This is a genomic window from Bacillus sp. FSL R5-0709, from assembly GCF_038004785.1.
GTDB classification, from domain to species: Bacteria; Bacillota; Bacilli; order Bacillales; family Bacillaceae_G; genus Bacillus_A; species Bacillus_A mycoides.
The window spans coordinates 4,505,471-4,522,029 of record NZ_JBBORT010000001.1 but is presented as its reverse complement, the minus strand read 5'-3'; the positions used below and the strand labels follow the sequence as shown (position 1 = coordinate 4,522,029).

17 protein-coding genes and 1 other annotated feature are annotated in these 16,559 nt (G+C 37.4%); of the genes, 10 read left to right on the top strand and 7 right to left on the bottom strand.

The features are described 5' to 3' along the window. Positions 1–154 precede the first annotated feature (154 nt). Both MKX37_RS23195 and MKX37_RS23190 read right to left on the bottom strand, forming a co-directional pair. Positions 155–727, bottom strand: a complete 573-nt coding sequence (locus MKX37_RS23195; RefSeq protein WP_002184797.1) for a class I SAM-dependent methyltransferase — start codon at positions 725–727, stop codon at positions 155–157. Continuing rightward, on the bottom strand, positions 724–1,683 hold the full coding sequence (locus MKX37_RS23190; protein ID WP_002167527.1) for a TIGR01212 family radical SAM protein: 960 nt from the start codon (positions 1,681–1,683) through the stop codon (positions 724–726). The genes MKX37_RS23195 and MKX37_RS23190 overlap by 4 nt, the downstream gene beginning before the upstream one ends. Before the next feature lie 111 nt (positions 1,684–1,794). Here MKX37_RS23190 and MKX37_RS23185 point away from each other — a divergent pair, with 111 nt between their 5' ends. The 9 genes from MKX37_RS23185 (at position 1,795) to leuS (ending at position 11,936) form a co-directional block, all read left to right on the top strand. Continuing rightward, positions 1,795–2,058 carry a YtzC family protein gene (locus MKX37_RS23185; RefSeq protein WP_002089099.1) on the top strand — a complete coding sequence of 88 codons (264 nt, stop codon included), beginning with the start codon at positions 1,795–1,797 and terminating at the stop codon, positions 2,056–2,058. Between the two features lie 15 nt (positions 2,059–2,073). Continuing rightward, positions 2,074–2,223, top strand: a complete 150-nt coding sequence (locus tag MKX37_RS23180) for a hypothetical protein (RefSeq protein WP_001129345.1) — start codon at positions 2,074–2,076, stop codon at positions 2,221–2,223. Positions 2,224–2,352: 129 nt separating this feature from the next. Next, positions 2,353–3,114, top strand: a complete 762-nt coding sequence (locus MKX37_RS23175; RefSeq protein ID WP_002129519.1) for an ABC transporter ATP-binding protein — start codon at positions 2,353–2,355, stop codon at positions 3,112–3,114. Between the two features lie 16 nt (positions 3,115–3,130). Further along, positions 3,131–4,990 (top strand): FtsX-like permease family protein, encoded by a 1,860-nt coding sequence (locus tag MKX37_RS23170; RefSeq protein WP_002129517.1) that lies wholly within the window; start codon positions 3,131–3,133, stop codon positions 4,988–4,990. 345 nt (positions 4,991–5,335) lie between these two features. Further along, positions 5,336–5,902 carry a tyrosine-type recombinase/integrase gene (locus MKX37_RS23165; RefSeq protein WP_000454225.1) on the top strand — a complete coding sequence of 189 codons (567 nt, stop codon included), beginning with the start codon at positions 5,336–5,338 and terminating at the stop codon, positions 5,900–5,902. 34 nt (positions 5,903–5,936) lie between these two features. Next, positions 5,937–6,434, top strand: a complete 498-nt coding sequence (locus MKX37_RS23160) for a cation:proton antiporter regulatory subunit (RefSeq protein WP_001026048.1) — start codon at positions 5,937–5,939, stop codon at positions 6,432–6,434. A 3-nt stretch (positions 6,435–6,437) separates the two neighbouring features. Next, the gene (locus MKX37_RS23155) at positions 6,438–7,661 is read left to right on the top strand and encodes a cation:proton antiporter (protein ID WP_078421865.1); all 1,224 of its coding nucleotides are present in this window, start codon (positions 6,438–6,440) and stop codon (positions 7,659–7,661) included. 190 nt (positions 7,662–7,851) lie between these two features. Continuing rightward, on the top strand, positions 7,852–9,045 hold the full coding sequence (locus MKX37_RS23150) for an MDR family MFS transporter (protein WP_002129512.1): 1,194 nt from the start codon (positions 7,852–7,854) through the stop codon (positions 9,043–9,045). 198 nt (positions 9,046–9,243) lie between these two features. Continuing rightward, positions 9,244–9,462: a binding site (T-box leader), on the top strand. A 65-nt stretch (positions 9,463–9,527) separates the two neighbouring features. Next, a complete protein-coding gene (leuS, locus tag MKX37_RS23145) occupies positions 9,528–11,936 on the top strand; it encodes a leucine--tRNA ligase (protein ID WP_078421864.1) in 2,409 nt (802 codons plus the stop codon). 27 nt (positions 11,937–11,963) lie between these two features. Here leuS and MKX37_RS23140 read toward each other — a convergent pair whose 3' ends face one another. Continuing rightward, complete coding sequence (locus MKX37_RS23140) at positions 11,964–12,392, bottom strand: GNAT family N-acetyltransferase (protein ID WP_033731463.1); 429 nt, start codon at positions 12,390–12,392, stop codon at positions 11,964–11,966. Positions 12,393–12,558: 166 nt separating this feature from the next. Between MKX37_RS23140 and MKX37_RS23135 the strand changes: the two genes are divergently transcribed. Next, positions 12,559–13,560: a VrrB protein gene (locus tag MKX37_RS23135; RefSeq protein ID WP_078421863.1), complete on the top strand. Its 1,002-nt coding sequence runs from the start codon at positions 12,559–12,561 to the stop codon at positions 13,558–13,560. A gap of 44 nt (positions 13,561–13,604) precedes the next feature. Here MKX37_RS23135 and MKX37_RS23130 read toward each other — a convergent pair whose 3' ends face one another. From MKX37_RS23130 to MKX37_RS23115, 4 genes are all read right to left on the bottom strand, one after another. Further along, positions 13,605–14,027, bottom strand: a complete 423-nt coding sequence (locus tag MKX37_RS23130) for a haloacid dehalogenase (RefSeq protein ID WP_002034433.1) — start codon at positions 14,025–14,027, stop codon at positions 13,605–13,607. A 98-nt stretch (positions 14,028–14,125) separates the two neighbouring features. Continuing rightward, positions 14,126–14,311 carry a hypothetical protein gene (locus MKX37_RS23125; RefSeq protein ID WP_002129504.1) on the bottom strand — a complete coding sequence of 62 codons (186 nt, stop codon included), beginning with the start codon at positions 14,309–14,311 and terminating at the stop codon, positions 14,126–14,128. A gap of 90 nt (positions 14,312–14,401) precedes the next feature. Further along, positions 14,402–15,481 carry a Ger(x)C family spore germination protein gene (locus MKX37_RS23120; protein WP_016095960.1) on the bottom strand — a complete coding sequence of 360 codons (1,080 nt, stop codon included), beginning with the start codon at positions 15,479–15,481 and terminating at the stop codon, positions 14,402–14,404. Next, a complete protein-coding gene (locus MKX37_RS23115) occupies positions 15,457–16,551 on the bottom strand; it encodes a spore germination protein (RefSeq protein WP_078421862.1) in 1,095 nt (364 codons plus the stop codon). Before MKX37_RS23115 ends, MKX37_RS23120 begins: the two co-directional genes overlap by 25 nt. Between the last annotated feature and the right edge of the window lie 8 nt (positions 16,552–16,559).

Sequence of the window (16,559 nt, the reverse complement as noted above, 5' to 3'; positions counted from 1 at the left end):
ACATCCATTATATAGGAGAATAAGAAAAAGACGTGCAATGAATGCACGTCTTTTTTTGTTATGTTTTGTCGAATGATCGATATATCTGAAAAATCGTTGATATAATTATCCTGCTATTTGCCGGACAGTAAACCTCACTGATTAAAGTTTCACTTTATCGCTTCTCAATCGCCACAATAAATGGCGGGTTATTTTGCTGGTTAATGAAGCCGTATCGCAAAACGTGAGCTTCTTTTTGATCTAGTTCTTCTGCAAATTTAAGTACAGCGTCGCGTTCTACTTGTCCTTCTGGATGTCCGTGGTAAATGACAAGGACGATGATTCCTTCAGGTGCCATTACTCCTAGTAATTGTTCAATTGCCGAGAGTGTTGAGTTCGGTTTTGTAACGATATGCTTGTCACCACCAGGAAGGTAACCTAAGTTGAAGATAGCGCCTGTTACTTTTCCTTTTGCATCTTCTGGTAGTACGGATAGAAGCGTATCGTGACTATCGTGAACTAAAACAGTACGTTCAAAAAGCTCTTTTTCTTTTAGGCGGATAGTAGAGCTTTCAATTGCTTCTTTTTGAATATCAAATCCAAATACTTTGCCGTTATCTCCAACGATTTCAGCTAGGAAGCAAGTGTCATGTCCATTTCCTAAAGTTGCATCTACAGCGTAATCGCCTTCTTTAACAGCCGTTTGCAGCAGCGAGCGAGCAAACGGTAATACACGTTCTAATTTCATTTTTGTTTCTCCTCATTTGCATATTTTCCTTGCCAGCTTCCGCGGCGTACAAATTCTGCATCGATGGAATTTAATACTTCCCATTTATTTAAGCTCCACATTGGGCCAATCATTAAATCAGGCGGACCGTCACCTGTGATGCGGTGCACAATTACATCTTCTGGAATAATTTCAAGTTGGTCAACAACGAGACTTACGTAATCTTCAAGAGAAAGGAACTCGAGTTGTCCTTTTTCATATTGCTTCACCATTGGCGTTCCTTTTAATAAATGAAGTAAATGAATTTTAATTCCTTGTACGTCAAGCTTCGCTACTTCACGAGTTGTTTCCATCATCATGTCGTAATCTTCAAGTGGAAGACCGTTAATAATATGAGAGCAAACTCTAATGCCATGTTTGCGTAATTTATTTACGCCTTCCACATAAGATGGATAATCGTGAGCACGGTTAATAAGATTTGCAGTACGTTCATGAACAGTTTGTAGTCCGAGTTCAACCCAAAGGTACGTACGTTTATTTAAGTCCGCTAAATATTCAACGACATCGTCTGGTAAACAATCTGGACGAGTTGCGATAGAAAGACCGACAACGTCTTTTTCTGCTAGAAGCGGTTCGAATTTTTCTTTTAACACTTCAAGTGGTGCATGTGTATTTGTGTAAGCCTGAAAATAAGCGATACATTTTCCGTCTTTCCACTTTGAGTGCATTTTTTCTTTCATTTCATGATATTGCGTTATAACATCATCGCGGCGATCGCCAGCGAAGTCACCAGATCCAGCAGCACTACAAAACGTGCAACCACCGTAAGCAACTGTACCGTCACGGTTCGGGCAATCGAAGCCAGCATCTAATGAAACTTTAAAGATTTTTTCACCAAATTCATTTCGTAAGTGGTAATTCCATGTATGATAACGTTTATTGTCGTTTGTATATGGAAAAGGGTTTTGAACCTTCATTACTTTCCCTCCTAAGACGAGTCAAAATGAAACAAAATCCATTATAACATACTCATAAGGTTCATATGGAAGGGACACACTAAAGGGGAATTGAAGCAAGGAGGGACAATTATGGCAGAGCGTCAATCACTTGAAGAGTATATTACACAGGCAGAACAAGCGGTGGAATATGCGAAAGAACAATTAGACCAAGGCATGAGACAAGAGCATTACAATACGATGGAGTATTCGGATGCTCAGTTACAATTAGAACAAGCATATAACGACTTACAAACTATGCAGCAACATGCGAATGATGAGCAACGTGAGCAATTAAATAGAGCACGTATGGCAATTCGCCAATTGCAACATCAAATGATTATTACACCGCACTAATAAGGAGTGAATGTAATGGCGAAACGTTCAGATCAAAATAATCCAGAGCAAAAAACGCAAAATGGACATAACGCTGAATTTTCAAATGAACTTGATCCAGTTGTTCAAGTGAAACAGCGTAACAGTAAAAAAGGACAACCTCAAAGATCGAAGCAATCAGAGTAAACCAGGTCGAAATACGACCTGGTTTTATTTTATTACAAAAGTGTAAGGTAATTGTAATGTTAACAAATAGCAGTTCACCTCCAAAAGGAGCAAAATAGGTAATGGAAAAACAAACGTAGGAGGATATATATGACGAAACCAGTTGTAGACGTGAAAAACGTTCAAAAAGTGTACGGTAAAAAAGGTGAGAACCAATCACACGCATTAAAAGGCGTATCATTCTCAATTCAAGAGGGTGAATTTGTTGGGATTATGGGACCTTCTGGTTCTGGTAAAACGACATTATTAAATGTAATTTCAACACTAGATAAAGCAACAGGCGGCGTTGTGGAAATAGCAGGTACGGACATTACGAAAATGAAACAAGGTGAGCTTTCTGATTTCCGTTCACAAAAATTGGGGTTCATCTTCCAAGATTTTAACTTATTAGAGAACTTATCTATTTATGAAAACATTGCACTTCCACTTTCACTTCAAGGTGTTTCATCACGTAATATTGGACCGAAAGTAGAGAAAGTAGCGGATATGTTAGGGATTACAGAAATTCTTCAAAAGTATCCAACTGAAGTATCCGGTGGACAGAAACAGCGTTCAGCAGCAGCACGCGCACTAGTGCATGAGCCGGCAATTATTTTAGGAGACGAGCCAACAGGAGCTCTTGATTCGAAAAATGCAGCAAGTTTACTTGATGCGATGACAAACTTAAATGAAGAACAAGGCGTATCTATTATGATGGTTACGCATGATCCATATAGTGCAAGTTACTGTCAGCGTATTTTATTCATTCAAGATGGTGAGCTATATAAAGAAATTCATCGCGGTGGTACGCGTGAAGAGTTCTACAAAGAAATTTTAGATGTACTTGCAGATTTAGGTACACAAAAAGCGTAAGAAAGGAGGTTCCAGTATGTTATTTAAACTTTCCATGTCAGGGCTAAAGAGTAAGCTGAAAGATTATATTGTCTTACTTGTTGGTCTTGTCATGTCGATTTCAATTTTTTATATGTTCCAAACGTTAGCGCTGAATAAAGCGTTTATCGAATCCAATTCTGTTATTAAGTCTATTGGTTTCGTATTCCAAGCAGGTTCATTTTTATTAGCAATTATAACGTTCTTCTACATTTTATATGCAAACTCTTTCTTATTATCTCTTCGTCAAAAAGAGTTTGGTATGTACATGATGTTAGGTGCAAAAAAGCATAAAGTTACATTACTTATGTTTATTGAAACGATTGTATTAGGTGCTGCGTCTCTTGCGATTGGACTTACAGTTGGTGTAGGACTTGCAGAAGGTATCGGACAGTTATTAATGAAACAATTAGAATTTGCTGGTGAAGGCTATAAGGCATTTTATCTACCATCTATGACCGTTACTTGCATTTTCTTCTTTGCATTATTTGTATTATCAGCAATTATGAACAGTATTAAGTTATCACGTATTTCAGTACTGCAACTTGTACATGCAGATGCACAAACAGAACGTGTTGCGGTAAAAGGAAAAATGACAGGTGTCGTTGCAATCCTTGCTGTTATTTTATTAGGAATTGGCTATGCATCAATGATTTACATGGAAAAACTAAGAGAAATGGGAATCCTTATTGCATTAATTACAACAACAACTGGTACTTACATGCTATTTGGATCACTTCTCCCAGTTATCATTAGAAAGTTAAAGAGTAATAAAAAGCGTAGTGAAAAAGGACTTAATGCTTTTACGTTTGCACAATTAAATTTCCGTATTAATAGCTTAACGAAAGTACTTGCAACGGTAGCGATGTTAGTTGCTCTTGGAGCGGGTGCAATTTCAGGTGGTATGGCGTTTAAAAATAACGTTATAAAAATGGTTGATGGTTTAGTAATATATGATTCAGTTATTCATAACCCAACAGCTGAAGAAAAGAAAATTTTAGATGGTATTACATTTAAAGAGAAAAATGAATATCGTTACAAAGTTGATAATAAATACGTTTATTATGTAAAAGAAGATTTAGAGAAAAAACCTCCTTTCGTACAAGATACAAAACAGATGGAAAGTATGAAGGATTTAGGAAAAATAAAGAAAGTTTCAGAGGAACTACCAGTAGGTGCAGTTTCTAGAGAAATGAATGAAAAAGATGCGAGTGCTAAAGAACTTCCAGAAGAATGGAACGAGGCTTTCAGAACAATTCAGCCATTTTATCTATATGAAGATCATGCAATTAAAATTGTAGATCAGAAAATGTACGATACTGTAAATGGTAAAGAAGGAATCGTAGTTACTGGAAAAACAGACGATTTTGTAGCATACACAAAAGAATGGAAAAAACTTGACGAGTTGCAGCTAGTTAAATATAAAAATGTAAAAGCTGAAAGATTAGATAGTAAATATCAATCTTACAATGGATTCTACGGCATTGCGAGTGGAACAGTATTTATGGGATTCTTCCTTGGAATTGCGTTCTTAGCAATGATGGCAAGTTGTTTAATGTTTAAAATTCTTTCTGGTGCATCAAAAGATATTACGCGTTATCAAATGCTTCGCAAAATCGGTGTGCGTCGTGAGTTATTAACGAAATCGATTTATAAAGAATTATTCTTAGTATTCTTATTCCCAGCAATTGTGGGGATCGCTCACGTATTAGTTGGTATGAATATTTTCGGATTTATTTTAATGGATCCTTACTTCCGTATTTGGGTACCAATCGTAATTTTCGTAGTTATTTATGCGATTTATTACTTCATTACAGTTCAATTGTATAAAGGAATTGTTCTTCCAAAAGAAGATTAATAGGTAAAAAGCCGAGTGAAAGTGCTCGGCTTTTTGTATTTTCAGAAAAAACACTTTAATGTTACTGAAATATATAATATAATGTAAATAAGTAACATAATATGAAAGTATCAGCAACCGAAAAATGAAAGGAGGAATCCGATCTGTAGAAAGAAGCTGAACTTGTACTCCCCCTATTTTTTCTACCCACACCGTATTTGTACAATCATAAATTTCAAAATGAAAAATTGTCGTAAGAGTATATTGTGAAAATAATGGATAATACATGGAAATCTCATAGCATGATAAGGTAAAATGGACAGGATAATGAGAAAATTACCGTTCATAAGATGAGGAGATACATGTATGGAAGTTGTAGAGGCATTAAAAGATATAAGCCAAATTGAGGCTATGAAAAAGTACTTAAAAGAGCACTCGCAGCGAGATTATCTTTTATTTGTTATTGGAATTAACACTGGATTAAAGATTACTGAGCTACTTAGTATGAAATTTGAAGAGGTATTAAATGAAGATAAGACTGTTAAAGAGTTTTATTCTCTTCCTGTGAAAGATGAAAAATTTAAACAAGATATTTATTTAAATACAAAAGTAAAAGAAGCCCTTTTAGAGTATGTAAAATCTATTGATGCTCAAAGAGAAAACTACGTATTTCAATCTAATAAAACGACAAATTCAATCTCACGCCAACAAGCATATCGTGTTATCCATAGCGCAGCTGAAGCGGTTGGGATTGTTGGAAAGATTGGAACGAATTCAATGCGAAAAACATTTGGATTTCATGCGTACAAAAGAGGAATAGCGATTGCGCTATTGCAAAAGCATTTTCATCACGCAACTCCATCAGAAACGCTCAAGTATTTAGGAATCTCAAAAGATGAGAAGTTTAAAACAGAGATTGATGTAGATTTGTAAAAGCCGTAACTAAAAACTTTAGGAGGCGGAAAATATGAATATTAGAGAGAGTGAACTACCGGGCATTGGATGTAAATTCGAAGTGATAACAAAAGGTAATGAAAAAATGGTTATCGTTATTCATGATGATGGCCGAAGAGAAATGTATCATTTTGATGCGGATCACGATGAGAGTATTTCAAGCATTTCTCTTCGTGATTCTGAAGCGAGACAAATTGCGGCTATATTAGGCGGAATGGTATATAGGCCGCAAGCGCTAGACACAATTGAGATGGCTTTTGAAGGATTATCAATTGAATGGTTTAAGGTGGAGAATAATGCACCAGTAGTACAACAAACAATTGGTAGCTTACATGTCAGAAAAACGTATAACGTAACGATTATTGCTATTTTGAAAAAGAATATGAAGAAATTCTTTAATCCAGGTCCAGACTCTATTATTGAAGCTGGCGATATGCTCGTATTGTCGGGTGAAAGACATGAAGTGAAAAGAATTATTAATGAATTGCTTTCAGCAGGAGGTGATTCCTAATCGATGGATACTTTAATTTTTGAAGTTGGAACTGCGTTAGTATTAGTAGCTTTTGCAGCTATCCTCGCTGCGAAGTTAAAGTTCTCGATTATTCCGTTTCTCATTATACTCGGTATGTTAGTGGGGCCTCATGCCCCAGATTTAGGACTTATCGATTTAAGGTTTATTGAAAGCGGAGAAGTTATTTCCTTCCTCGGCCGTGTAGGCGTCATATTCCTCCTATTCTATTTAGGCTTAGAATTCTCAATAAAAAAATTAATTAAATCAGGAAAGTCGATTGCTTTTGGGGGTAGTGTTCATATATCGCTTAATTTCATATTAGGTTTACTTTATGGATATGTTATGGGCTTCCCCTTACTAGAAACATTAATTATTGCTGGAATTATTACAATCTCATCGAGTGCAATTGTAGCGAAAGTAATCGTTGATTTAAGAAGATCTGGTAATAAAGAGACAGAGCTAATTTTAGGAATCATTATGTTTGATGATATCTTTTTAGCTGTATATTTATCAGTTGTTTCAGGATTAGTACTCGGAGGTGCAACATCATTTGTAGGTGCTCTTACATCCGTACTAATCGCAGTAGGATATATGTTACTATTCTTTGTAATCGCTAGAAAAGCTACGCCGTTCCTAAATAAAGTATTAGATATTTCGTCAAACGAAATTTTTATTATCGTAATATTCGCTATTTTATTCTTTGTAGCAGGATTTTCAGAAACAATTCATGTTGCGGAAGCGATTGGGGCTTTATTGTTAGGACTCGTCTTTTCAGAAACAGAGCATAGTGACCGGATCGAGCATCTCGTCGTCCCGTTTCGTGATTTCTTTGGAGCTATATTTTTCTTCAGCTTCGGTTTAAGTATAGATCCGTTTTCGCTTGGAGGAGCAGTATGGTTGGCATTAGGAGCAGTTTTCATTACTCTCATCGGTAATTTTACAGCTGGAATGATTGCAGGGCGTAAAGCCGGGTTATCGCATAAGACTTCTACGAATATCGGTTTAACACTTATATCACGTGGGGAATTCTCCATTATTGTCGCGAATCTCGGAATAGCGGGTGGCTTAATGGCAACGATTAAACCATTCTCAGCTTTATATGTTTTAATATTGGCGTCGCTAGGGCCATTATTAACGAAGGAGTCTGGGAGAATATACTCTCTACTAGACAAAATATTTAAATGGAGTGCGAAAGAAAGTGCAAAACGTAAAAAGGAAGTTGGATAACCTCTCGCGAGGGAACGATTCCATTATTTATAGATTAATATTTTACAAAGACGATTAGAATACATTCTAATCGTCTTTGTGCTATTATCTGAATTTCATCAACTATTAATCAGTTGCCTTCCTATTTAAAAACGACTACAATTTTACTGTTATATATATGAACGAAAAAAAGAGAATAGGAGGGGAGACTATGCCAAGGAAAGTATGGCTATTAGTAGCTGGGATGATTATTAATGTCACGGGTGCTTCTTTTTTATGGCCTTTTAATACAATTTACTTACATGATAGTTTAGGGAAATCTTTATCAGTAGCCGGAATGGTATTAATGATCAACTCGCTTACTGGTGTAATCGGAAACTTGCTCGGCGGTGTTTTATTTGATAAATGGGGCGGTTATAAATCAATTTTAGTAGGGATTGTCATTACACTTGTATCGATTTTAGGTCTTGTATTTTTCCATGGTTGGCCATTATATGTTGTGTGGCTAGCATTAATCGGATTCGGTTCTGGAATGGTGTTTCCATCGATGTATGCGATGGTCGGTACGGTTTGGCCAGAAGGCGGGAGACGAGCGTTCAATGCAATGTATGTTGGACAAAACGTTGGGATTGCGATTGGAACAGCGTGCGGTGGATTAGTTGCGTCTTATCGTTTTGATTATATTTTCTTAGCGAACTTTATTTTATATTTTATTTTCTTCTTAATTGCGTTTATTGGATTTCGTGGTATGGAAGCAAAAAAAGAGCAAGAGGTACAAAAAGAATCCGAAACGAAAAAAGGTTGGTCACTTACACCTGGCTTCAAAGCGCTTCTAATCGTATGTGTAGCATATGCTTTATGCTGGGTTACATACGTACAGTGGCAAGGGGCAATTGCGACTCATATGCGAGAATTAGATATTAGCCTCCGCCATTATAGTTTATTATGGACGATAAACGGAGCGATGATTGTTTGTGCGCAGCCACTTGTTAGTATGTTAATTCGCTGGATGAAGCGTTCTTTAAAACAACAAATTATGATTGGAATCGTCATTTTTGCGGCGTCGTTTATTGTTTTAAGCCAAGCGCAGCAATTTACGATGTTTCTCATTGCGATGGTGACATTAACAATTGGTGAATTATTCGTATGGCCGGCAGTTCCGACCATCGCAAATATACTTGCACCGAAAGATAAGCTAGGATTTTATCAAGGTGTTGTAAATAGCGCAGCGACTGTAGGGAAAATGTTCGGACCGGTCGTTGGCGGAGCGATTGTTGACTTATACAATATGGAAGTATTGTTTATTGCGATCATGGTAATGCTTGTAGTAGCGCTTATAGCAACGAGTATTTATGATAGACGAGTAAAAGTAGAAGAAACAGTTGAAGAAAAAATTGCAGTTTAGTTTGACGGAACATGCAACATGTTTTAGAATATATTTAAATAAATAGTAATAAAATATCCTTTGGAACAAGGGAGTTAGCTCGGCTGTCCTAAGACGAATTCGTTAGTTAGCAAGAGTAACGATTAACCGAGAAGCCCTCGCTTCAAGTAAGCTCTTAAGAGATACTAAGTGGTGGGTAGTTCACATTAACTCATATTTGTAATAACAGTGAGAAGGAGTAGTAGTAATAGAAGCTGGTTTAGAGAGTTGACGGTCGGTGCAAGTCAATCCACGTTTCGTTATGAACTCGCCTTTGAGTTGCAGTTGTGAAATCATTAGTAGCAATTGCCGTTAATCCACGTTACGGATCTAAGCGAATGTATTTATTACATTAATTTAGGGTGGTACCGCGGGAATCTATAACCTCTCGTCCCTTTCTAGGGATGAGAGGTTTTTTGTATTTTGGGCGGTGAAAATAAATAGAATTTCAAGGAGGGTATCTCATGAGCTTTAATCATCAAGAAATTGAGAAGAAGTGGCAAGGGCATTGGGAAGAGAATAAAACATTCCGTACGCCAGATGAAACAGAAAAACCAAAATTTTATGCACTAGATATGTTCCCATATCCATCAGGTGCAGGCTTACACGTAGGTCATCCAGAAGGTTATACAGCGACAGATATTTTATCTCGTATGAAGCGTATGCAAGGATATAACGTTCTTCATCCAATGGGATGGGATGCATTCGGTCTTCCAGCAGAGCAATATGCACTTGATACTGGGAACAGCCCGGCTGAATTTACAGAGCTTAATATTAATACGTTCCGTAATCAAATTAAAGCATTAGGCTTCTCTTACGATTGGGATCGTGAAGTAAATACAACAGATCCAACCTACTACAAGTGGACACAATGGATCTTCCTAAAACTATTTGAAAAAGGTTTAGCTTACGTTGATGAAGTACCTGTAAACTGGTGCCCAGCACTTGGTACAGTACTTGCAAACGAAGAAATCATTGACGGTAAGAGTGAGCGTGGTGGACATCCAGTTGAGCGTCGTCCGATGAGACAGTGGATGTTAAAAATTACAGCTTACGGAGATCGTCTATTAGAAGATCTAGATGAGCTTAATTGGCCAGAAAGCTTAAAAGACATGCAACGTAACTGGATTGGTCGTTCTGAAGGTGCAGAAGTACACTTCAACATCGACGGTACAGATGAGAAGTTCACAGTTTTCACAACGCGTCCTGATACACTATTTGGAGCAAGCTACTGTGTACTGGCTCCAGAGCATGCACTTGTTGCTAACATTACAACACCAGAACAAAAAGAAGCTGTAGAAGCTTACATTAACTCTGTTAAAATGAAGAGCGATTTAGAGCGTACAGAACTTGCGAAAGAAAAAACTGGTGTATTTACTGGTGCTTACGCAGTTAACCCAGTAAACGGTGAGAAATTACCAATCTGGATCGCTGATTATGTTCTTGCAACTTACGGAACAGGTGCTGTAATGGCAGTTCCAGCTCACGATGAGCGTGACTATGAATTCGCATCAACGTTCAATCTTCCAATGAAGGAAGTTGTAAAAGGCGGAGACATTTCGAAAGAAGCATATACAGGTGATGGTGCGCACGTAAACTCAGCATTCCTTGATGGTTTAAATAAAGAAGAAGCAATTGTAAAAATGATTGAGTGGCTTGAAGTAACAAGCGCAGGAAATCAAAAAGTAACGTACCGTCTACGTGACTGGTTATTTAGTCGCCAACGTTACTGGGGTGAGCCAATTCCAGTAATCCATTGGGAAGATGGTACAATGACAGCTGTGAAAGAAGAAGAATTACCATTAGTTCTTCCGAAAACAGAGAATATTCGTCCTTCAGGTACAGGTGAATCACCACTTGCAAACATTGAAGAGTGGGTAAATGTTGTTGATCCTGAAACTGGTAAAAAAGGTCGTCGTGAAACAAATACAATGCCACAATGGGCTGGTAGCTGCTGGTACTACCTACGCTACATCGATCCAAACAACAGCGAAGCACTTGTAGACCCTGAAAAAGTAAAACAATGGCTTCCAGTTGATATTTATATCGGTGGAGCAGAGCACGCTGTACTTCACTTACTATATGCTCGTTTCTGGCATAAAGTATTATATGATATCGGTGTAGTTCCAACGAAAGAACCGTTCCAACAATTATTCAACCAAGGTATGATCTTAGGTGAAAACAACGAGAAAATGAGTAAATCAAAAGGTAACGTTGTAAATCCTGATGATATCGTAGCAAGCCACGGTGCAGATACACTTCGTCTATACGAAATGTTCATGGGACCATTAGATGCTTCAATCGCTTGGTCTGAAAATGGTCTTGAAGGAGCTCGTCGCTTCCTAGACCGCGTATGGCGCCTATTCATTCAAGAGAACGGTGAATTGAGTGAGAAAATTACTGATGCACCAAACAAAGATCTTGAAAAAGCTTACCACCAAACAGTGAAGAAAGTAACAGAAGACTATGCAGAGCTTCGCTTCAACACAGCGATTTCTCAAATGATGGTATTCATCAACGATGCATACAAAGCTGAAACACTTCCGAAAGAATATGTAGAAGGTTTCGTAAAAATGATTGCACCAGTTGCACCTCACATCGGGGAAGAACTATGGAGCAAACTTGGATACAGTGAAACAATCACATATGCAAGCTGGCCAACATTTGATGAGTCTAAACTTGTAGAAGATGAAGTTGAAATCGTTGTTCAAATTATGGGCAAAGTTCGCACAAAACTAACAATGAGTAAAGACGCATCAAAAGAAGAAATGGAACAACTTGCACTTGAGGCAATCAAAGAACAAATTGAAGGAAAAACAGTTCGTAAAGTAATTGTTGTTCCTGGAAAACTTGTTAACGTTGTTGCAAACTAATTAATTATTAATAAAAGCTCAGAGCGTTTATGCTCTGAGCTTTTTTGCGTGAAAAATAAGCTCAGGATCACCTTCATCTAAGTTTTCGATCATTCCACTACGCATAAATCCATTTGCTTTAAAAACTTTTTGCATATTTGTATTCGATTTGTTCGTTGAAGAAAATATTTTTTGAGTAGGAGAATGTCTTAACATATATGAGATTAATGAGCTTGCATGACCTTGTCTTCTTTTCGTTGGCGAAACAATGATTAATGAGAGGAAAGTATAACCAAAGAAATTTGTATCGTATGTTAGAAAACCAGAAATGGAATTGTCCTCTTTTGCAATGATGCAGGTTCCTTCATCAATAGCGTGTTTAATATAATCTCGTCTACTATCGTCTCCGATTACATTAACATCTATATGTACGATTGAATCTAAATCGTCGATGGAAGCTTTTGCTATGTTCTCCAATGGAAATGCCCCCTTTCAAGTGAAAGAAAAATAATCAGTCAATTAATCCTATCATGAATGGAGAACGAAGAAAAAGGTGCGGAATTCCTATATAGACAAACACCTATTCTTCTATAGGAAATATGATAAAAAAGGTAGGTTAAATTGAGCAGAAGAGGTGAAAGGAATGAAAGGGATGGACAATAATGCACCACATGGCTTCTTCGGAGGTGGATCGGATAGTTATGGACAAATGATGTTTATGGGAGGAGATGGTCAACACGGATATGGCGGAATCCCAAGTTGGATGGGAGGAGCAGCTGGAGGATTTCCGACGTCAGTGGCGGGTGTACAAACAGGATTCCCAACGTCAGTAGCTGGAGTGCAAACAGGATTTCCAGCAGTAGTAGGAGGTACACAAGGAGGAGTGCCTGTAGGTATGCCAACTACATTTCCATCTTTCGTTGGCGGTGTACAAACAGGATTTCCTGTACCTGGCGTTGGTGTTGTAGCTGGTGGAATCGGCGGATTCCCTCAAGGTGTTCACGGTCATCATGAGCATCACGGCCATCATCAACAACACGGTCATCATCAGCACCACGGTCATCATCAGCATCATGGCCATCATCAACAACACGGCCATCATGGTCACCAAGGCCATCATCAGCACCACGGTCATCATCAACAACAAGTACATCATCATGGTCATCATCAAATTCATCCGCAGGCTGTTCTTTTCCAAACACACCAACACCATCACCAAGGCCACCATCAGCACCAAGGCCACCATCAGCACCACGGTCATCAAGATCACCACGGCCACCATCAGCAACAAGTACATCACCAAGGTCATCATCAAATTCACCCGCAGGCTGTCCTTTATCAAACTCATCAAGGTCAACACCATCACCAAGGCCAACATCATCACCAAGGTCAACATCATCACCAAGGTCAACACCATCACCAAGGTCAACATCATCACCAAGGTCAACACCATCACCAAGGTCAACATCATCACCAAGGTCAACACCAACATCAAGGTCAACAACAACATCAAGGTCAACAACAATACCAACAGTATCAGCAGCAACAACAGCCTTGGGCAGGTGGAATTGGAGCAGGAACGGCAGCAGGAGCAGCAGCTGGTACTGCAGGAGCAGCAGGACACGCGGGACACGTGGGTCATTAATAGACCAAAGAAAAAAAGACATAATAAAAAACTGCTAGGAGATCCTAGCAGTTTTTTTCTGCCTCTTGACGTTGGCGTTCGATTTCCGCACGAAGTTGTGGTTCCGGTGCTTGCCATCCTTCTGGTTTCATAATTTTGCCGTCGCCCTCGCGGAATCGAGGCTTTCCATCAGGGAATAGTTTTGCCATGTTAGCATTGTTTACAATTTCGAATCCTTTATCTGGACGTACGCCCATTTCTGCAAACGTTCCGAATGCAAAGTAAATAAGGTCAATAAGTGCATCATATTGATCTTCAACAGTTGTTGCTTCTAGAAATTCTTCTAGCTCTTCTTGCATAAAGCTAGCACGAATTTTTGCACGCTCTTCTGTTAGTTTTGTTGGAGTACTTGTCACAGGATGTCCGAATTCTTCATGCATTTTTGCAACAAGTTCGTATCCTTTATCTAAACCTTTTTCGTTTGTCATGTTGTTTCATCCTTTCTTACGTTATGCCGAATTTTATTGTAACATAAGGTAGTTATTAAATAAAAAGAACATCTTATGAGAAATAAGATGTTCGCTCGTTATTCTTCTTTCTTAATTAAAACGGATAAAATAAGATCGATGCCAAACATTCCGATGAGTAGCATTGGTATAACTACAAGTAAATAACGTGTGAAAGAAACATTTTTTAAGTATGTATGAGCAAATAAAAAGACGCCGAGAAATAAAATACCATTTAAAATAGGTTTTACTAATTTTTTAGACATAAGCTCCCCCGTAAATATCCCTTTTCTCTATTTAAAAATAAAAACTCCTCTTTCCGTTGTATCATGCTGGAGAGAGGAGTTCAATCATTATCATTCAATTACACCAGAATTTGTAATGTTGACAGTATATTTCACTTGAATTGGAACATCTTTATACATTCTTCGCCACTCTTCTAATTTGAATGAGCGATAATGTTGTCTATATTTTGCCCCCAGTCCAAGAGGATCAACATTTAGAGATTTAAATTGTTTAATAAGTTTTGTAGCTTTCACGTCTAATTGCTTTTCGACTGACTTAGCTATTTTTGTTGTATTTTTTTTGTTTTCTAAATTAAATTTTCTAGAGAGCTCCTGAATACGAGCTTCCATTTTCACATGAATATAGAAAGAAGGTTTTCCGTTTTTTATGTTTACTTCGTAGGTAGGGACGGAACGGATATTATTAATCATTGCATAGCCAGGATTGGTTTTAAATTCATGTGAGTCTAAGCGGTGCTTTTCTAGTAGTCCTTTGAAAACAAACATATCTTGGTACTTGATTGTTCCAACTAACTTATCCTTTTTTAAGAGACCGATACCAGTAATTTTTATTTTATCTCCATGTTTTTTCAGGATAGGCATATAAGAATCTTGTCCTTCACGGTAGTACCGAAAAGCACCTAAATATAAATTGTCAGTTGGTAAAGGGCCGGTTTCCATATTATGTTCTAACATTTTTTTTATATAAATTGCAACATTATAAGATGTACTGTATTTTCCTTTAAATAGTTCAGTACCACTTCCTTCTAATAGTCCCACATACAGTGAATTACCAATATTCACATCACGAATTAATGTGTCAAAGGAGGTGGATAATCCTTTTTTAGCAACCTTTGTTGTGAATAAGGCAACACGCATTTGACCGCTTGCGAACGGTTGCGAAGATTCTAAAGATGTATCTGCCTTTACTTGTTTTACTGCGTTTCCTGTTCCCTCATAAACTTGAACTTTATTGCCCTTTTTTTGTATAGGACAAACAAATGTAACTTTTACTTTATTATCTTTTGCTGTATCGAAGACAGTTCCTTGAATGAGTTGAACATCATCAATAATATTTTTTTGTAAGCAACCAGTTAGACTGAAGATACTGATGCAAATAAGAAGTATTAATTTTCTTTTGGTTTTTTCCATTTTCTTTTCACCCACACAATAATAAATAGAATTGGGATGTATACATATATAAGCCAAAAACTAACTTTAGATGTATTGCTAATAAAATCATTAATATCATGCCTGTTCGTTAAAAGTTGTGAAACAACTAAGGTGATAAGCATAAAGGCGATTAAAATGCTACGTTGCTTAACACGAAAGATTTCATGAGTTCCTCTAGTAGCAGCCCATAAAGGTAGAATAAAGCTCGTAACAATAACGAGAGCATAAGCGGAAATAGCAATATACTCAAGTCGCTCTATAAAAGGAAGCTTAATAACTTGTGTCATTGAAAGTTGAGACCAAATTGTTTTGAGTAGTTGTTTTTCACTAAAGAAAGTAAAAGCGAGAATAGTACTAAACAAATATAAGCAGTTAGAGAATAATGCCCCATATTGTGCGAATTTATGGGACTTCTCTGGCTCTTTAACAAACGGATAAACCATAAGAAAAATTTCAAACCCTGTCATACTATAAATAGATAGTTTGGCCGCTTTCAAAATATCGGTAAAAGAATGTGAAAACATCGGAAGTAAATTATCCCAATGTGCGAATTTCAAAATAAAAAGACTTAGAAAAAGATATCCTAAGGTCCCGCCAACAGAAATGACACAAATGCCTGTAATGACGCGGAAGCCTGATGAAATAATGTAATAACTTATTAAGCATAAAAAGAATGTGAGCATCCAGGTGGATGCACTAGGAAACATCCATACTTGAATAATTTCGACATATGTTCTAACTACAGAAATACTTACAATAAAAAAATAAGCCATAAAGATGATACTAATGCCGTTTCCTAGCCATTTCCCAAATGTTTGCCGATGTAAATCAATTAAATTTCCGTTTGTTTCTTTTAATAAGAAATACATCATCCATATAAGAATATGGATACCGATTCCTGTAATTAAAACTCCCATCCAGCCGTCGTATCCAGCTGCCTTTGCAATGATTCGAGCGAATCCGAGAACACCAGCACCAAATTGTGCACCGTGAATTAAAAAGAAAACGAAGACGGGTGATATTTGGTGTTCTGCTTTAATTGTACTCATCGATGCAC

What these genes read in the sequence shown, in the direction of transcription:
- MKX37_RS23195 (WP_002184797.1), bottom strand. Translation starts at nt 727, where the DNA reads ATGAAATTAGAACGTGTATTACCGTTTGCTCGCTCGCTGCTGCAAACG.
- MKX37_RS23190 (WP_002167527.1), bottom strand. Translation starts at nt 1,683, where the DNA reads ATGAAGGTTCAAAACCCTTTTCCATATACAAACGACAATAAACGTTAT.
- MKX37_RS23185 (WP_002089099.1), top strand. Translation starts at nt 1,795, where the DNA reads ATGGCAGAGCGTCAATCACTTGAAGAGTATATTACACAGGCAGAACAA.
- MKX37_RS23180 (WP_001129345.1), top strand. Translation starts at nt 2,074, where the DNA reads ATGGCGAAACGTTCAGATCAAAATAATCCAGAGCAAAAAACGCAAAAT.
- MKX37_RS23175 (WP_002129519.1), top strand. Translation starts at nt 2,353, where the DNA reads ATGACGAAACCAGTTGTAGACGTGAAAAACGTTCAAAAAGTGTACGGT.
- MKX37_RS23170 (WP_002129517.1), top strand. Translation starts at nt 3,131, where the DNA reads ATGTTATTTAAACTTTCCATGTCAGGGCTAAAGAGTAAGCTGAAAGAT.
- MKX37_RS23165 (WP_000454225.1), top strand. Translation starts at nt 5,336, where the DNA reads ATGGAAGTTGTAGAGGCATTAAAAGATATAAGCCAAATTGAGGCTATG.
- MKX37_RS23160 (WP_001026048.1), top strand. Translation starts at nt 5,937, where the DNA reads ATGAATATTAGAGAGAGTGAACTACCGGGCATTGGATGTAAATTCGAA.
- MKX37_RS23155 (WP_078421865.1), top strand. Translation starts at nt 6,438, where the DNA reads ATGGATACTTTAATTTTTGAAGTTGGAACTGCGTTAGTATTAGTAGCT.
- MKX37_RS23150 (WP_002129512.1), top strand. Translation starts at nt 7,852, where the DNA reads ATGCCAAGGAAAGTATGGCTATTAGTAGCTGGGATGATTATTAATGTC.
- leuS (WP_078421864.1), top strand. Translation starts at nt 9,528, where the DNA reads ATGAGCTTTAATCATCAAGAAATTGAGAAGAAGTGGCAAGGGCATTGG.
- MKX37_RS23135 (WP_078421863.1), top strand. Translation starts at nt 12,559, where the DNA reads ATGAAAGGGATGGACAATAATGCACCACATGGCTTCTTCGGAGGTGGA.
- MKX37_RS23130 (WP_002034433.1), bottom strand. Translation starts at nt 14,027, where the DNA reads ATGACAAACGAAAAAGGTTTAGATAAAGGATACGAACTTGTTGCAAAA.
- MKX37_RS23125 (WP_002129504.1), bottom strand. Translation starts at nt 14,311, where the DNA reads ATGTCTAAAAAATTAGTAAAACCTATTTTAAATGGTATTTTATTTCTC.
- MKX37_RS23120 (WP_016095960.1), bottom strand. Translation starts at nt 15,481, where the DNA reads ATGGAAAAAACCAAAAGAAAATTAATACTTCTTATTTGCATCAGTATC.
- MKX37_RS23115 (WP_078421862.1), bottom strand. Translation starts at nt 16,551, where the DNA reads ATGAGTACAATTAAAGCAGAACACCAAATATCACCCGTCTTCGTTTTC.